Source organism: Kitasatospora sp. P5_F3 (assembly GCF_054049135.1).
This window is the reverse complement of sequence record NZ_JBFUMY010000011.1, coordinates 155,069-171,800: the sequence shown is the minus strand read 5'-3', so window position 1 is coordinate 171,800 and position 16,732 is coordinate 155,069. Positions and strand designations below refer to the sequence as shown.

The 16,732-nt window shown below is 71.9% G+C and carries 13 protein-coding genes; 6 read left to right on the top strand and 7 right to left on the bottom strand.

Going from position 1 to position 16,732, the window contains the following annotated elements; all coding sequences use genetic code 11:
• Nucleotides 1-41: 41 nt before the first annotated feature.
• From ACXJMZ_RS10135 to ACXJMZ_RS10125, 3 genes are all read right to left on the bottom strand, one after another.
• Nucleotides 42-1,589 carry a protein kinase domain-containing protein gene (locus ACXJMZ_RS10135; protein ID WP_457029657.1) on the bottom strand — a complete coding sequence of 516 codons (1,548 nt, stop codon included), beginning with the start codon at nt 1,587-1,589 and terminating at the stop codon, nt 42-44.
• Nucleotides 1,586-2,068: a hypothetical protein gene (locus tag ACXJMZ_RS10130; protein ID WP_457029656.1), complete on the bottom strand. Its 483-nt coding sequence runs from the start codon at nt 2,066-2,068 to the stop codon at nt 1,586-1,588. The genes ACXJMZ_RS10135 and ACXJMZ_RS10130 overlap by 4 nt, the downstream gene beginning before the upstream one ends.
• 81 nt (nt 2,069-2,149) lie before the next feature.
• Nucleotides 2,150-4,174: an N-6 DNA methylase gene (locus ACXJMZ_RS10125; protein WP_457029655.1), complete on the bottom strand. Its 2,025-nt coding sequence runs from the start codon at nt 4,172-4,174 to the stop codon at nt 2,150-2,152.
• 148 nt (nt 4,175-4,322) lie between these two features.
• Here ACXJMZ_RS10125 and ACXJMZ_RS10120 point away from each other — a divergent pair, with 148 nt between their 5' ends.
• Nucleotides 4,323-5,075: a hypothetical protein gene (locus ACXJMZ_RS10120; protein WP_457029654.1), complete on the top strand. Its 753-nt coding sequence runs from the start codon at nt 4,323-4,325 to the stop codon at nt 5,073-5,075.
• A 174-nt stretch (nt 5,076-5,249) separates the two neighbouring features.
• Here ACXJMZ_RS10120 and ACXJMZ_RS10115 read toward each other — a convergent pair whose 3' ends face one another.
• A complete protein-coding gene (locus ACXJMZ_RS10115; RefSeq protein WP_457029653.1) occupies nt 5,250-5,750 on the bottom strand; it encodes a gluconokinase in 501 nt (166 codons plus the stop codon).
• A gap of 206 nt (nt 5,751-5,956) precedes the next feature.
• On the opposite strand from ACXJMZ_RS10115, the gene ACXJMZ_RS10110 reads away from it, so the two are divergent.
• The 5 genes from ACXJMZ_RS10110 (at nt 5,957) to ACXJMZ_RS10090 (ending at nt 12,116) form a co-directional block, all read left to right on the top strand.
• Nucleotides 5,957-6,916 carry a 2-hydroxyacid dehydrogenase gene (locus ACXJMZ_RS10110; RefSeq protein ID WP_457029652.1) on the top strand — a complete coding sequence of 320 codons (960 nt, stop codon included), beginning with the start codon at nt 5,957-5,959 and terminating at the stop codon, nt 6,914-6,916.
• Nucleotides 6,917-7,076: 160 nt separating this feature from the next.
• Complete coding sequence (locus ACXJMZ_RS10105; protein WP_457029651.1) at nt 7,077-7,913, top strand: SDR family oxidoreductase; 837 nt, start codon at nt 7,077-7,079, stop codon at nt 7,911-7,913.
• Nucleotides 7,914-7,998: 85 nt separating this feature from the next.
• On the top strand, nt 7,999-9,462 hold the full coding sequence (locus tag ACXJMZ_RS10100) for a cytochrome ubiquinol oxidase subunit I (RefSeq protein ID WP_457029650.1): 1,464 nt from the start codon (nt 7,999-8,001) through the stop codon (nt 9,460-9,462).
• On the top strand, nt 9,459-10,478 hold the full coding sequence (locus ACXJMZ_RS10095; RefSeq protein ID WP_457029649.1) for a cytochrome d ubiquinol oxidase subunit II: 1,020 nt from the start codon (nt 9,459-9,461) through the stop codon (nt 10,476-10,478). The genes ACXJMZ_RS10100 and ACXJMZ_RS10095 overlap by 4 nt, the downstream gene beginning before the upstream one ends.
• A 105-nt stretch (nt 10,479-10,583) precedes the next feature.
• Nucleotides 10,584-12,116, top strand: coding sequence for a cation:proton antiporter (locus ACXJMZ_RS10090; protein ID WP_457029648.1), 1,533 nt, complete (start codon nt 10,584-10,586; stop codon nt 12,114-12,116).
• A gap of 99 nt (nt 12,117-12,215) precedes the next feature.
• Here the strand turns inward: ACXJMZ_RS10090 and ACXJMZ_RS10085 are convergent, their stop codons facing one another.
• From ACXJMZ_RS10085 to ACXJMZ_RS10075, 3 genes are read right to left on the bottom strand one after another with little or no spacing between them, the layout of a single operon-like run.
• A complete protein-coding gene (locus ACXJMZ_RS10085) occupies nt 12,216-13,796 on the bottom strand; it encodes a GMC oxidoreductase (protein ID WP_457029647.1) in 1,581 nt (526 codons plus the stop codon).
• Between the two features lie 55 nt (nt 13,797-13,851).
• Nucleotides 13,852-14,793 (bottom strand): cyclase family protein, encoded by a 942-nt coding sequence (locus ACXJMZ_RS10080; RefSeq protein WP_457029646.1) that lies wholly within the window; start codon nt 14,791-14,793, stop codon nt 13,852-13,854.
• A gap of 22 nt (nt 14,794-14,815) precedes the next feature.
• Nucleotides 14,816-16,636: a glycoside hydrolase family 15 protein gene (locus ACXJMZ_RS10075; RefSeq protein WP_457029645.1), complete on the bottom strand. Its 1,821-nt coding sequence runs from the start codon at nt 16,634-16,636 to the stop codon at nt 14,816-14,818.
• Between the last annotated feature and the right edge of the window lie 96 nt (nt 16,637-16,732).

Genomic DNA, 16,732 nt, shown 5'->3' with positions numbered 1-16,732 from the left:
TAGATACGGGTACGCAAACTAAGACCCGCCAGGTACCCCGGTCAGCCGGTCGGTCGGTCCAGCCACTCCAGAGCGCGGCGCGCTTCGGAGGCGATTGGATGGTGGGGGCCGAGACGGTGTTCGGCGTCGGGGAGGAGCCGGCTCAGCAGCATGCGGGCCTCGGGGCGGTCGCCGGTCCGCAGGAGCAGGTGTGCCGTCCGGTGGCGGGTCTCCAGGGCGAGTGCCGGGTCGGCGGTGGCGAGCCGGTCCAGGTGGGGGAGCAGGGAGCGGTACTCGGCGAGCGCGGTGGCGTGGTCGCCGAGGTGTTCCAGGCACTGCGCGGCCTCGACGCGGAAGCGCAGGGTCTGCGGGGCGGCCGGACCGGCCTCGGTGGCGGACTGCTCGGCCAGCAGCCGCAGCTCCGCGAGCGCGGCCTGGAACCGGCCGGCCTCCAGCAGGGTGGCCGCGTACTGCTTGCGCAGCATGAGGACGACCGGCGAGTGCCGGCCGTGGGTCTCCACGGCGGTGGGCAGTGCGGCGCCGAGCACCTCGACGGCCTGCGTGATCCGGCCGGTGTCCAGCAGTCGGCCGGCCTCCTCGACGGCGGCGGCGATGGCGGCCGTCCCCGGGTTCGGCGCGGACGGTGCGGGATGCGGGACCGGGGCGGGTGGCAGCGGCGGGCGCGGCGGCGCGTGGTGCCAGGGCGCGTACGGCTGCCGGAACGGCCGGGTCGGATCCATCGGCGCACCGGGGCCGTCGACGGGGTACGAGGCCGGCCCGGGCAGCAGGGGCTCCAGTGCCCGGTAGACCTCTGCCGCGTCGGCCGGCCGGTCCTTCGGGTCCTTGGCGAGCAGCCGCAGGACCAGCGTCTCCAGCGGCTCCGGCAGTTCGGGCCGGGTCCGGCGCAGTGGCGGGGGCGGCTCGTGGAGGTGCTGGTGCAGCACCCCGAGGGGCGAGGAGCGGGTGAACGGGACGGTGCCGCTGAGCAGTTCGTGCAGGATCACGCCGAGCGAGTAGAGGTCGGTGCGCGGGCCGACCTGATCGCCCATCGCCTGCTCGGGTGCCATGTACGCGGGGCTGCCGATGGGTGCGCCGGTGAGGGTGAGCCGGGTGGTGTCGGTGTCCAGCAGGGCGGCGAGGCCGAGGTCGAGCACGACCAGGGTGCCGTCTGGGCGGATCATGACATTGCGCGGCTTGAGGTCTCGGTGCACGGCCGGCACCGCGTGCACGGCGGCCAGCACCGGACAGAGCTGCGCCACCACGGCGACCGCCCACTGCCACGGGTAGGGGTCCTGCTCGGCCAGGTGATCGGCCAGGTCCGCACCGTGGACGTACTGCATCACCAGGCAGAGATCGTCACCGTCGCTCGCGGCGTCGTGCACGGTGACCAGCCCCGGGTGGTCGACCTGGGCGGTGATCCGGCACTCCCGGGCGAATCGCCGCCGCAGCTCGGCGGACTGCTCGGAACCCGGAATCCGGTCCGGCCGAAGCAGCTTGACGGCCACCTGCCGGTCCAGGGTGCGGTCGTGCGCCGCCCACACCTGGCCCATGCCGCCCTGCCCGACGAGCGTCGCCAGCTCGTAGCGCCCGGCGACGAGCCGGCCCCTCACGACCCGTCCTGCTGCCGGAGGTAGGCGCTCAACTCGTCGAGACCGGCCCGGACTTCCCCGATCCGGTCCTGGCGCGGCACACCGAGGGGCGGGTAGCCGGGCGGTGCCGGCGGGACGGGCGGTAGGCCCGCCGGTCGGGCCGCGCCGGGTGCCTGTCGCGGGCTCAGGTCGACGGCGAGGAAGTACGCCGAGACGGCGACAGCGCCCCCGAGCAGGAGCGCCATCCCGACGGCGGTCCGCAGCTCGTCCCCGCCCTCGGGCCCGACCAGCACCATGCCGCCGAGGGATGCCGCCACCGACCCGGTGAACAGCAGCCAGTCGCGGCGGCGGCGGTGCACGAGCGCCAGCAGCAGCATGGGTATCCAGGACAGGAAGCCCAGGCTCAGCACCGGAACGGCCGCGAGGAGGATCCGCAGCAGCATGATCCCCGCCCGGACGGCACGTCGACGCGCCGGCGGTGTCGGGACGGGGCCGTACATGGCTGGACTCCTGGTCGGCGGCGGGCGGGCGGCGGATGCCGGGGTCAGCCTACCGATCCCGCCGCCGCCCGTCCGCCGCGCTCACGGTGGGCTCGCACTGCCGTCGGTCAGCCCGTCGTACAGGCCCTGGACGAGCAGCTCGCCCAGTCCGGCGGCCAGCCGGGACGCCTCCTCGAAGGCCGCGACGGCGCGGAACCGTTCGCCGTAGCGCCGCTGGTCGGACGGCGGCAGCCGGGGCACCTGGAGCCGGCGGACGTCGAGCCGGGACGCGGACGAGGTGAAGCTGCTGGCCTGCCGGTTGTTCGCAGTGCCGCGCAGGAACCCGGCGAGGAACCACGGATCCAGCACGGCGGGGTCGGGTCGCAGCAGGTACACGTTGCGGCCCAGCGCGGCACCGGCCGTGGCATCGTCGATCACCCGGGTGGTGGCGCCCTGGCCGAGCACCGGGACCACCACGTCCCCGGCCTGGACGAGCACCGGGTCCTCCGGCTCGCCCTCGGGCAGTACGCCGGACGGTGCGCCGCCCGTCACGATGTCGTGCTCGGTCAGCACCGAGGGGCTGCCGGCCGGGCCGGCCCCGGGCCCGCCGGCCCGCATCAACAGGGCTCCCGTGCGGGCCAGTTCGCCGAGGTTCGTCATCGCCCAGTGCGCGGGAGCGCTCTGCGGGCCGGCGGTCGGTGCCAGTTCCCCGGCTCGCCGCAAGGCATCGGTCAGCCGGTGGTGGATCCCGTCCAGGCCCGCCGCGCCGGTGCCCGGTGCCAGCGGCGGAAGGTACCGGGCGGGGGTCACGTCCACGTCGTCGTCCAGCAGGTCGACCAGGGAGACGGTACGGCAGACGCCGGGCTGGTCCGGTGCGCAGCCGTCCCGGTCGAAGGCGTGCCAGGCCGCCAGCACCGTGCTGCGCAACTCCGGCCAGGGCAGCCGGTCCTGACCGTCCGTCCGGTCCGCGACGTTCACCACCAGCAGTTGCTGCGGCTGCGGGGCCGCCGCCCCGGGCCGGCGCAGCACCCACAGGTGCAGCGGGATCCCGAACGGCGGGGCCACCCCTGCGGGCAGGGCGACGACGGCCCGGAGTGCGCCCCGCCGCAGCAGGTCCGCCCGGATCCGGCGGCCCGACCGGCGGGACGCCGTCGCGGGCGGCATCAGCAGCACCGCCGAGCCGTTGTCACGCAGACGGGCGAGGGCGTGCTGCACCCAGGCCAGCTCGGACTCGGTCCGCGGCGGTAGCCCGTACTCCCACCGGGGGTCGTAGGCGAGTTCCTCGTGTCCCCAGGCACGCTCGTTGAACGGCGGGTGGCACAGCACGGCGTCCGCGCGCAGGCCGGTGTGCGCGTCCGCGAGCAGGCTGTCGCCCACCCGGATCCGTACCGAGGCGTCCGTGTGCAGGGCGAGCCGGAGCGCGGTCAGTGCGGCCAGGTCCGGATCGGCCTCCTGGCCGACCACGGCGGCGGTGGGGCCACATGCCCGGAGCAGGCCGCCGAAACCGCAGGCGGGGTCCAGCACCAGGTCGGCCGGGCCGGCGAGGTCGGCCATCAGGTCGGACAGCGGTGCCGGGGTCAGGGTGTACTGACGGGGCCCCGACTCCAGATGACGGCCGATCAGGAACTCGTACGCCTGATCGGCGCCCAGTTCGTTCGCGAGCTCCGCGCAGCCGCGTACCAGGGCCAGCCGCTCCGTCAGCCCGGGCCCGTCCGGTACGGGCACCGGGTGGTCCTCGCCCAGCCGGGTGCGGAGCGCCTCGGCGAGCAGGTCGGGCAGTTCGCGGCCGAGGCGGCTGTCGTCCGCGGTGAGCAGCTGCCGCCACGGGGCCGGCCGGTCGTGCAGCAGCAGGACGGCGCCGACCAGGTGCAGCGCGGTCGCGGCTCCGCCCGGGTCCTGTTCGACCTGCTGCCAGACGCGTTCCCGCAGCGGGACCTGGTCCAGCTTGCCCTGGTGGCGGAGCCACTGCTCCACCTCGGCCAGCTCGAAGACCGGGCTGGTGTCGGTGCCGCCGACGGGCCTGGGGAAGTCGGTGTGCCGGCGCCGCCAGTTGCTGACCGCAGCGCGGCCGACGCCGGCGAACCGGGCGATCCCGGCGGCGGTGACTTCTGTTCTGTTCTCCGGCACTGAGTGGCCCTCCCCTGGCGACACGATGACTGCGCCCGATCTTACAACCTTCCTCACGGAGAGATCGCGTGTTGACGCGGTTCACAGCGCATGTTGTTATTGGCGCGCCACTCACTGGGTCTTCTCGTTCGAAAGGTGCACACCTCTCATGTCGCAACTGTTCCGCCGGACCGCCCTCCTCGCCTGCAGCGCCGGCGCGATCCTCGGCCTCGGCGCCTGCTCCCCGGCAACCGCAGGCCACTCGGACGCCCAGGCGGCCCCCTCCGCATCCGCCGGCGGATCGTCCGCCGCGCCGATCCCCGGACCGGCCGCAGGCACCGACGGCCTGCCCAACGGGACCAAGCTCAACGCCATGCTGCTGCCGGCCGGCGCGCTTCCCCAGCAGCTCCGGCTGGACCCCAGCGGCAGCCGGAACACCGCCGACGGTTTCAACCCGCCGCTCTCGCCCTCCGCCGTCCCGGCCGAGAAGGCGTGCGACATGCTCAACGGCTCGGACTGGGTCGGGGTGGCCGGGATCAGCAGCGCGTCCTTCGCGCAGAACGACTACATGGACGACTCGCAGGACATGTTCGCCCAGGAGCTCGAGGCATACCGGGGCAAGGACGCGCAGACGGTGATGGCCAGCCTCAAGCAGGTCCTCACCGCGTGCCACACCTTCACCTGGGAGCAGAACGGCCAGAAGTTCCCCGTGACCGTCACCCTGAAGAGCCTGCCCGGCGTCGGGGACGAGGCGTTCCAGGCGGTCCTCACCTCGCCGGACTGGACCGGGGGCAGCACGGCGGTGGCCGCCCGGATCGGCAGCGTGGTGGTGACGACCTTCTACAACGACCAGAAGTCCACCGGAGGCGCCGGGGTGGAGCTCACGAAGGCCCTGGTCAAGAACGTCACTGCCGCGCACTGAGCGCCACCCGGGCGGGCGGGGGCCCGGCCGGCAGGCCGGGTACTGCGGTGGCCCAGGGTGACGAGGGGGCGGGCACGGGTGCACGGGCACCCGGCCGGTGTCCACGGTGAGCAGCAGGGTCACGTCCGGGCCTAAGCCGCCGCAGCTCGGCCGCCCTGCGCACGGTCGCCCGTCTCATGCCTGATTCGGTGCCTCGAAGTGTGCGACGGCGCCGTGGACCTGTCCGAGGACGGCGTCGATGTCAGCGTCCGCGTCGACGGTCAGCCCGGGTTCGTCGGCCTGCAGCGGTTCCAGGACGTCGTACTGCGACTCCAGGAGTGCGGCCGGCATGAAGTGCCCGGCGCGGCGGGTGATGCGGGTGCGCGCGACCTCCCGGTCCAGGCTCAGGTACAGGAACCAGATGCCCGGGCCGGCGGCTCGGAGAGCATCCCGGTACTCCCGTTTGAGGGCGGAGCATGAGATGACGGCACCGACTCCGGCGCGGGTGGTGCCCCGGATCCACTCGGCCAGGCTCCGCAGCCATGGCTCGCGGTCCTCGTCGTCGAGTGCGTGTCCGGCAGCCATCTTGGCGATGTTCGCCGCCGGATGGAAGTCGTCGCCCTCCACGAAGGGCACGTCGCGTCGCTCGGCGAGGAGCCGGCCCAGGGTGGTTTTGCCCGAGGCGGAGACACCCATGATCACTACGATGGTCGGTGCCGGTCCCGATGTCTCCACAGCGTCTCTCCCTGGTCGCGCCTGAGCTGGACAGCCCTTCCAGGAGATCATGCGCGCGGCGCCACCGGGGCGGCGGCAGTGGCTACTCCCTGCTGTGGTGCAGGGGCCGACCGCTCCGATCGGTCGAGGGGTTTGCCGCTGGCAGTGATCGCTGTTGAGATCGTTGCATGAGCCACTCAAGCGCCGTGCCCGGCGGTTCCCCGGCCAAGATCCTGCTTCCCTACCCGACCGCGCAGGTGGGCGGCCTGCCGGAGGTGGCGGCCGCGGTGTGGGACGGCCGGGGTGAGGGGCCGACCCGGCGGGTGCTCGACGAGGTGGAGTTCTTCGTCGTCCCCTACACCTACACGTCGGCCGCCGTCCCGCTGCTCGCCCGGATGCCCCGGCTGCGGGTCGTGCAGAGCCTGTCGGCGGGCGTCGAGGAACTGCTGCCCGCCGTGCCGACGGGTGTGGCGCTCTGCAACGCCAGGGGTGTCCACGACGCGAGCACGGCCGAGCTCGCACTCACCCTCGTGCTCTCGTCGCTGCGCGGCGTGCCGGGCTTCGTCCGGGCGCAGGAGGCCGCTTCCTGGCAGGGCGGTTCGTTCGCGTCGCTCGCCGACCGCACGGTGCTGCTGGTCGGCCACGGCTCGATCGGTGCGGCCGTCGAGGAGCGGCTCGTGCCGTTCGAGTGCAATGTGCTGCGGGTCGCCCGCAGTGCCAGGACAGCAGCCCGTGGGCCGGTGCACGCCCTCGCCGACCTCCCGGACCTGCTGCCACGCGCCGACGTCGTGGTCCTGACCGTCCCGCTCACCGACGAGACCCGAGGGCTGGTCGACGCGGCTTTCCTCGCCGCTATGAAGGACGGCGCTCTGCTGGTCAACGTGGCCCGCGGCGCCGTCGTGGACACCGGCGCGCTCCTCGCCGAGCTGCGGGGCGGTCGGCTGGCCGCGGCACTCGACGTCACCGACCCAGAACCGCTGCCCGCCGGCCACCCTCTCTGGCAGGCTCCCAACACCCTGATCACACCCCACGTGGGCGGCAACAGCTCCGCCTTCCTGCCTCGGGCCCTGCGCCTGATCCGCACCCAGCTGGAACGCTTCCTCGCGGGCGAGCCCTTGGAGAACGTAGTGACCCCACCGGCTGCCTGAGTGGAGCGTCCGACCGCGGCGGGTGAGGGGGCTGTGCTGCGCCGTTCGAGGGACACCGCCGCCCCGAATGGCCGAGTAGTGCGAGCCGTCCGTCCTCGTACCGGGCGCTGCCGACGAGTGTTGTCCGGTGTCGGTTTGCGGCCAGTGACGGGAGAGATCAGTGACCTCAGCTGTGGACGAGGGGCGGCGGCCGGTTCCGCCCATCCTCCAGGGACAGAAGGCCCTGGTGACCGGGGCGAACTCCGGCATCGGCAAGGCGACCGCGATCGGTCTCGGCCGTGCGGGCGCCGACGTGGTCGTGAACTACGTTTTCGGCCCGGAGGCAGCCGAGGAGGTGGTCGAGGAGATCAAGTCCTACGGTGTGCGGGCGTACGCCCATGAGGCTGACGTCTCCCAGGAGGACCAGGTCGTCGCGATGGTCGCGCGGATGGTCGAGGAGTTCGGCACGATCGACGTCATGGTGGCCAATGCCGGGTTGCAGCGGGACGCCGCCATCACCGAGATGACCGTCGCGCAGTGGCAGAAGGTGCTGGACGTCAACCTCACCGGCCAGTTCCTGTGTGCCCGCGAGGCAGCGAAGGAGTTCGTCCGCCGGGGCGTCGTTCCGGAGGTGTCCCGCTCGGCAGGCAAGATCGTCTGTATGAGCTCCGTCCACCAGATCATCCCCTGGTCGGGCCACGTGAACTACGCCGCGTCGAAGGGCGGCGTCCTGATGCTGATGCAGACCCTGGCGCAGGAACTCGCCCCGAAGGGGATCAGGGTGAACGCCGTGGCACCAGGCGCCATCCGCACCCCGATCAACAAGTCCGCCTGGGACACTCCCGAGGCCGAGGCCGACCTCCTACGGCTGATTCCCTACCGCCGGGTCGGCGACCCGGAGGACATCGCCAACGCGGTGACCGTCCTGGTCTCCGACCTGATGGACTACGTCGTCGGCGCCACCCTGTACGTCGACGGCGGAATGACCCTCTTCCCAGGCTTCGCCACCGGAGGCTGACCGCACCGCCGCCGCGCAAGCCCTCTCCCCGTCCGGTCCACCGGTTGAACCCGCGGGTCAGCCGGCACGAACCATCGAGGCCCGCATGAGCACCGCCGCACACCTCCTGGCGAACACCCCCGCGCAGCTGCTGCCTGCCCGGGAGCTGATGGCGTTCACCCTGGCCTCCCACATCCTGCTGGTGCCACTGGGCGTGGCGCTGCCCTTCATCACACTGGTGATGCACTACCGGGGGCTGCGGAAGGCCGACCCCGTCGCGCTTCTGCTGGCCCGCCGGTGGTCCGCCGTGATGGCCGTCCAGTTCGCCGTCGGCATCGTCACCGGCACCGTGCTGTCCTTCGAGTTCGGCCTGCTGTGGCCGGGTCTGATGGGCCGCTGGGGGGACGTCTTCGGTCTCGGGTTCGGGGTGGAGGCCTGGGCGTTCTTCCTCGAGGCGATCCTGATCGCGATCTACCTGTACGGCTGGCGCCGGTTGAAGCCGTGGACGCACTTCTGGCTCGGCGCGCCGCTGCCGCTCGCGGCCCTGATGGGCGCCTTCGGCATCATCGCCGCCAACGCGTGGATGAACACCCCTCAGGGCTTCACCCTCGACGCGAGCGGCAAACCCGTGAACGTCAGTGTCCAACAGGCGATCTTCACCCCCATGTTCGGCCCGCAGTACTGGCACTTCGCCGTCGCGATGTTCCTCACCGCCGGCTACGTGGTGGCCGGCGTCTACGCGGTGGGCTGGCTGCGCGGCCGCCGCGACCGTTATCACCGCCTCGGCTTCACCGTGCCGTTCACCATCGCGGCGATCCTCACCCCCTTGCAGTTCTTCCTCGGCGACAACATCGCCCGGCAGATCTTCCACAAGCAGCCGGTCAAGTTCGCGGCCGCCGAACTGGTCTGGGACACCGACACCCACGTGCCGGAGTACCTGTTCGGCCGCCTTCAGGAGGACGGCAGCGTCAAGGGCGGCCTCAAGATCCCCCAACTCGACTCCATCCTGGCCGGGTTCAAGCCGGACACGCAGGTCTCCGGCCTCACCTCGGTGGCGGCCGACGACCGCCCCACCGCGACCCAGGCCACCATCGTGCACTGGGCATTCGACATCATGGCGACCGTCGGCAGCGTCCTGATCCTGCTCGCCCTCTGGTACGCCTGGTGCTGGTGGCGGCGCCGCGACCTGCCGAAGTCCCGCTGGTTCTTCCGCTGCGCCGCGCTCGCCGGCGTCGCCAGCGTGCTCTGCGTGGAGTGCGGCTGGATCACCACCGAGGTCGGCCGGCAACCCTGGATCGTCTACCAGAACATGCGGGTGTCCGAGGCGGTCACCCCCACCTCCGCCGGCTCGCTGTGGACCATGTTCGGCATCGTCGTCACCGTCTACGTACTGGTCTTCGGCGCGTTCCTCGGCGTGGTGCTGAAGATGCGCAGCCGATGGCGGCTTGCCGACTCCGGCTCCGCGCAGGAACTCGCCGAGGGTCCGGAGACCGACACGCCGTACGGACCGCGCCCGGAACCGGCCGCCAGTGGCCCGGGCACCCACCGAGCACCCGGGAGCGAGCAGTGACCGCGAATGTCGTCTCCTGGATCCTGCTGCTCGCGATCGCCGCCTACGCGTGCGGCGGCGGCGTCGACTACGGCGCCGGGTTCTGGGACCTTCTGGCCGGCGGCGCCGAACGCGGAAAGCGCCCGCGCTGGCTGATCGACCACGCCATGGCGCCGGTCTGGGAGGTCAACAACGTCTGGCTGATCTTCGTGCTGGTCCTGATGTGGACCGGCTTTCCGGTGTTCTTCCAGACGGTGTTCACCGCGCTCTGGCTCCCACTGGCGCTCGCCGTTGTCGGCATGGTCCTGCGCGGGGCCGGGTTCGCCCTGCGCAAGCCCACCCGGCGGCTGGCCGAACGCCGCATCTACGGTGCCGTGTTCGCCGTCTCGTCGCTGCTCACGCCGTTCTTCCTGGGCGTCGTCATCGGCAGTGTGGCCTCGGGGCGGGTCGCACCCGGCACCACCGCCTCGGCCGATGCCTGGGCCAACACCACCTCGATCATGGCCGGCCTGCTCACCGTGGCGGCCACCGCCTTCCTCGGCGCGGTGTTCCTCACCGTGGACGCCCGCCGCTTCGGCGCCCACGACCTCGTCGGCTACTTCCGGCTCCGCGCCTGGATCAGCAGCGCCGCCCTGCTCGTGATCGGCGTGATCGGTCTGACCGTGACCGACCCGCACGCCTCGTACGTCCACCACGGGCTCACCCACGGCGTCGGGCTCGTCCTGGTCATCGTCGCCGTGGTGGCGCTGGCGGTCACGGCGTGGCTGGTCGCGGGCACGGCCGCCGGATGGGCGCGGTACAGCTCGGTGGCCGTCGTGGCGCTGCTGGTCGCCGCCTGGGGATTCGCCCAGCGGCCCTACCTGGTGCCCACCTCGCTGACCGTCCAGCAGGGCGCAGGCGCGAGCGCGACGCTCCAGTGGATGCTGATCGTGGCGGCCGTCGCCCTCGTGCTGATCGGCCCCGCGCTCGTCGTGCTGTACCGCCTCGACACCCACGGCGTGCTGGAACCGCTCGCCGACGAGGACGTCGCGAAATGACGGCTGACCGCGACGGGCGGCGACGATGGTCCCCGGCCTTCCCCTGATCACGGTAGGAGCAGCTGTCAGCTTGTCGGTTGGGACGGCATCCAAGGAGCAGCTGCAATGACATCGAGTCAGGTACTGGTCGGCATCGGACTGATCGTGGCCCTTGCCGTCGGCTCCCAGCTGCTGGCGAGCCTGCTGCGGATTCCGGCGATCCTGCTGCTGCTGCCGGCCGGATTCGTCGCGGGTGCGCTGACCGACGATGTGAACCCCGAGAAGCTGCTGGGCCCCGCCTTCCCGCTGCTGGGCTTCGTCCGCCCGGCCGAACGGTTGCAGCGCATCCTCGTCTGGGAGGGCTCCCTGATCGATCCGATCGGCGGCATCCTCGGGGCGATCGTGTTCCACGGCGTCCTGGCCGGCGAGCAGGAAGGAGTGCGCAGCCAGCTGGCCCAGTTCAGCGCCAGCGCGGCGGTCGGACTGGCCGGCGGGGCCGTCGGAGCCGCGGTGCTCTGGCTGCTGCTGCGTCACCTCAGCCTCGGCGAGACGCTCGGCACGACGGTGCAGCTCGCCGCGGTGGTCTCGGTGGCAGCGGCCTGCGACGCCTTCCGGGACGACACCGGCCTCATCGCCGCCGTCGTCATGGGCATGGCCCTGGCCAACCTGCCGGGGCTGGACATGCCCGCCCGCCGGCCCTTCTTCGAGACCCTGGTCTCGTTGATCATCGGTGTGCTGTTCATCTCCATCTCGGCCACCGTCACCCCGCAGTCCCTGCGCCACGTGGCGCTGCCCGCCCTCGGTCTGGTCGCCGCCCTCGTCCTCGTGGTCAGACCCCTGGTGGCGCTGCTCTCCACCGCCCGCACCGACGTACCGTACCCGCAGCGCTGGTTCATCGGCTGGATGGCCCCCCGCGGCATCGTCGCCGCAGCCACCGCCTCCACCTTCTCCGTCTCCCTGGTCCAGGCCGGCATCGGGGGCGCGCAGAAGATCCTTCCGGCCACCTTCGTGGTGATCGTCGCCACCGTCATGGTGTACGGCCTGACGGCGCTCCCGGTGGCCCGGTGGCTCGATGTGCGCCGCTCGGCGCGGTCGCGGCCGCTCCTGGTCGGCGGCGACCCCTGGGTGGTCGAGCTGGGGCAGGCCCTGCGCTCGGCGGGCCTGGACGTGCTCATGTGGGCAGGCCTCGACCGCCAGCGCCAGAGCATCACGGACGGCGGGCTCGACCTGGCCCCCGGCGAACTGCTCGCCGCCGCCACCGGTGCCGGAGCCGAGTTGGAAGGCATCACCGATGTGCTCCTGCTCACCGACGAGGACGACTTCAACGCTCTCGCGTTGATGACCCTCAAGGAGACGGCGGAGGGCCCCGTCCACCGTCTGGCGCCGCCCACCCGCAGCCACGGCGTGGTCGCCCCCTTCACAGGCAGCGAGGCGCTGTTCGGCCAGGGCCTCAGCCGGCCCGAACTGGCTCGCCGGTACGCGGGCGGTGCCCGGATTGTCAGCTACCGGGTCGACGGCGGCATCCCCGCCGGACACGACCTGCTGTTCCTGGTGCGGCCGGACGGGCAGCTCTCCGCGGTCACCGGGGCCACCACGCCCACGCCGAACGGCGGCGACATCGCCATCCTGCTGACACCTCCGCCCAAGTCCCCGCTTTAGCGGACATCCGGCCGAACACCCACGTGTGACCACGAAGGCATTCGGCCGGTTCGCCCGCTGCGTGCGCCGTCCCAGCCGGGGCGACGGTGCGGATGCTGCTCAGCGGATGCGTTCGGCGATGTGGTCACCGACCCGCATCGCGTTGGCGATGGCGGTGAGCGACGGGTTCACGGCGCCGATGCTCGGGAAGAAGCTGGTGTCCACGACGTAGAGGTTGTCGAGGTCGTGGGCCTTGCAGTCGACGTCGAGCGCGGAGGTCTGTGGGTCGGTGCCGAAGCGGACGGTGCCGGCCTGGTGTGCGGTGGCGCCGATCGGCATGCCCTTGTGCAGGTAGAGGCTGTGGGGGAGCAGATGGTGCGGATGCATGCCGAGCTTGCCCAGCATGCCGTGCAGCTTGTGCTGCAGCCGCTTCAGCCCCTCGATGTTGTTCTTCTCGTCCAGCGCGAGGTGGATGTCGCCGTTGTCGTCGAGCGTGACGCGGTTGCCCGGTTGCGGGAGGTCCTCGCCGCAGAGCCAGAAGTCGACCGCGTGGTGGGCGAGCACCTCGAAGGGCATGTCGGGCGAGGCCAGGCCGACCCAGTGGGGTGCCTCGCCCTTGATCTGGTCGGAGTCGGACTTGCCGAGCATCTGGATGCCGCCGAGCGGGAACTCCCAGTCGTCGGCGCCCAGGTACCAGTCGTTCAGCGCGAGGGTCTTCTGGAACTGCGTGTCGTTCGGTTCTCTGGAAACCGCCATCAGGGCAAGGTTGTTGTGTCGCATGTAGTTGCGGCCGACGGTGTCGGAGCTGTTGGCCAGGCCGCGGGGATGCTGTTCACCGGCCGAACGCAGCAGCAGCGCGGCGGAGTTCACCGCTCCGCAGGCGACGACGACGATGTCGCCGCGGAAGCGCGCCTCGGAGCCGTCCTCCAACTCCGCCACCACGCCGGTGACGGTGCGTCCGGTGGGGTCGGTCTCCAGTTTCCGGACGTTGGCGCCGGTGACCATCCGGACGTTGTCGTGCTCCAACGCCGGCTCGACGCAGATCACCTGGGCGTCGGCCTTGCCGCGGACCAGGCAGGGGAAACCGTCGACCCGGTTGCAGCGGATGCACACGCTGTCGTGGGTCGCGCCGCCCTTGGCGTCCTGGGTGAGGTTGACGCCGATGGGCAGGTGGAAGGGGTGCAGGCCGTGCTTCTCCAGGTCGTCGCTGAGTTGCTGGATCCGCGGTTCGTGCTGCACCGGTGGGTGGGCGTACTGGGCGCTGACCGGCCCCTCGCCCGGGTCCTCCCCGTGGTGGCCGTGCACGAGGTAGAGGTGTTCGGCCTGCGTGTAGTACGGCTCCAGGTCCTCGTAGCGGATCGGCCAGGCGGGGGAGAGGCCGCCGTGGTGGCGGATCTCGCCGAAGTCCTCGGGGCGCAGGCGGAACAGTGCGGCGCCGTAGAACTTGGTGTTCCCGCCGACGTAGTAGTTGACCTCGGGCGGGAACTGGTCACCGTGTTTGTCGTACCAGAACTCGGGGGCCCGGTACTTGCCCCTGACGAAGACGGCGGTGGACTCCCAGTTGTCCCGCTCGCGGGGGAGATAGCCGCCGCGCTCCAGGATCAGGATGCGTTTTCCGGTCGGGGCGAGGCGGTGGGCGAGTGTGCCGCCGCCCGCGCCGGTACCGATGATGATGACGTCGTACTGCTGGTCGTCGGCCATGGCGGCCACCTTGCTGTCGTCGGAAGCGGGGGTTCTGCCGGTGGAGACGGACGGGTCAGAGGATCGCGATGGGGTTGACGGGTGAGCCGGTCGCCTGGGGGAGTCGCAGTGGTGCGATCACGCAGAGGAACGACCAGCGGCCCTCCTGCGCACAGATCGGCGCCAGATCCTCGAACTGGAGGTAGTCGAGGAGGTGCAGCCCGAGCGCGTGGATCCCCAGCACGTGGACGGGGAAGTCCACGCCGTCCGTGACGCTGGGGGCCGTGTCGTTGTTGCCGTCGCCCCCGAGGACGGCCACCCGGCGCTCGGCGAGGAACTCGACCGCGTCCGGGTGGAGCCCGGCGCGGCTGTGTGCGGCGTCCCAGGGGCCGGCCTCGGTCCGTCTCCGACGGTGGCCGACCCGGACGAACAACAGGTCGCCCTCACCGACCCGGACGTGCTGCGCCCCCTCGGCGGCGGCCAGGTCGTCCGCGGTGACGTGGTCACCGGGCTCCAGCCACGGCACGCCGCGCAGCCGCGGGATGTCGAGCAGGACACCGCGGCCGACGATGCCGTCGCGCGCGATCTCGACGGAGAGCGCGGTGGCACCGTCCGTGGTGACGGTGGTGGCGGGGATGCCGCCGTACAGGGTGCCGTCGTAGACGACGTGGCAGAGGGCGTCGAGGTGGCTGTCGGCATCGCCGTGGACGTTCATGCTGAACTGGTCGGTGGCGAAGTGCAGTCCGCCGGCGTCGGCCACGGCCTCCGGCGCGCTGGTGAGCCGGTGGCCGGCGGGCTGCGGGTTGTCGGGGGCCGGCTCGGTCTCCACCGGTGCGGCCATCGTCACCGTCCGGCCGAGGCGGACCTCGCCGGCCGCGCCCCGGACGTGCTCCGGGGTGATGGTGGCCAACGCCCCCCGGGCGCCTCCGACGGCCGACTGCTTCAGCTGCCGGTAGAGGGCCGTGAACTCGTCATGGCTCTGGCGTAAGGGGTGGCCCGGCCGGTTCTGTGTCTGCATACTCACCGCTCCTGATGTCTTGTCAGTCACGCTGCTGGTCGAGGGCCTGGTCCAGGGTGCAGGCCGCCATGATGAGCGACAGGTGGGTGAACGCCTGCGGGAAGTTGCCGAGTTGCTCGCCACTGGGGCCCACCTCCTCGGCGAAGAGACCGACATGGTTGGCGTAGGTGTGCATCTTCTCGAAGGTGTACCGGGCGGGCCGCAGACGCCCGGCCCGAGCCAGCGCGTCGACGTAGAGGAAGGTGCAGAGGCTGAAGGTGCCTTCGGAGCCGCGCAGGCCGTCGGGGGAGGCGGCCGGGTCGTAGCGGTAGACGAGGCTGTCGGACACCAGGGTGCGGTCCATCGCGTCCAGGGTGGACAGCCAGGACGGTTCCCGGGGGGCGACGAACCCGACGCGGGGCATCAGCAGCAGGGAGGCGTCCAGGACGGCATCGCCGCCGTAGTGCTGGACATAGGCCTGCTCCTTCTCGCTCCAGCCGCGCTCCATGACCTGCTCGAGGATGGTGTCGCGGGCCTTCGTCCACCGGTCGGTGTCGGCGGGCCGGCTGAAGGCGGCGGCCAGGCGCAGGCCGCGGTCGAAGGCGGCCCAGCACATCACCCGGCTGTAGGTGAAGTCCTGGCGTCCGCCGCGGGTCTCCCAGATGCCCTCGTCGGGCCGGTCCCAGGAGTCGGCCAGCCAGTCCAGGCCGCGGGAGAGCACCTTCCAGCCCCGGTAGCCGGACTGGGAGGCGATCTCGTGCCCCTCCGACAGGCCGTAGAGCGCCTCGCCGTAGATGTCCAGCTGCAGCTGGTCGGCGGCCGCGTTGCCGAGCCGCACCGGCGCGGAGCCGCGGTAGCCCTCCAGATGGCCGAGGATCTCCTCGGTCAACAGCGGCTCGCCGTCGACCCGGTACATGATCTGCAGCGGCTCGCCCTCCCTGCCTGCCGACTCGCGCAGGCGGTCGCCGAGCCAGTGCATGAAGTCGGTGGCTTCCTCGACGAAGCCGAGGTCGAGCAGGGCGCGGATGGAGAGGGATCCGTCGCGTACCCAGGTGTAGCGGTAGTCCCAGTTGCGCTCGCCGCCGACCTGTTCGGGCAGGCCCATGGTCGCCGCGGCCACCGGTGCGCCGGTGGGGGCGTAGGTGAGCAGTTTGAGGGTGATGGCGGAGCGGTTGACCATGTCGGGCCAGCGGCCGCGGTAGTTGGAGCCGTGCACCCACTTCTGCCAGAAGTCGGCGGCGTCCCAGAGCTGTTGGGTCGTCCCGTCGACGGTGGGCGGCGGCGGGGCGTGGCCGTCGGCGTCGCAGACGGTCAGGACGACCGCCGCCGATTCGCCGACGTTGAGCGTGACGGAGCCTCGCAGGTCGTCGCCGTCCCGTTCCACCGGGAAGGTGCTCTGGAAGTACGCCTGGACGCCCGGCGCCCGGAAGACGGCGAAGTCGGGCCGCAGGTCGAGTTCGTGGGTGGCCCGACCGTAGTCGAACCGCGGGCGGCACTCCATCTCGAAGCGGACGGTGCCGCGCACTGTGCGCGCGGTCCGGATCAGGGTGTGCCGGTCGGTCGGGGTGCGGCTGGTGTTGGGTGGCATCCAGTCGATCACCTCGCCGACGCCGTCGGGGGACATGAAGCGGGTGACCAGGACGGCGGTGTCCGGGTAGTAGAGCTGTTTGCAGGTGGCCTGCGGATCCACGTCCGCGAGCCGGAAGTAGCCGCCGCGGTCGTGGTCGAGCAGGGCGGCGAAGATGCTGGGTGAGTCGAAGCGGGGTGCGGCGAACCAGTCGACGACGCCCCGCGAGGTCACCAGTGCGGCGGTCTGCAGGTCGCCTATGAGGCCGTGCTCGGCGATGGGAGGGTAACGGTCCATGAGTGTCCCCAGGTCAGAGCGGTCCTTTGGTTTCACTATCGGCGAGGACCATCGGACGCGCCCGCTGCGGCGGCCAACCGGACATCCGGCGCGCGG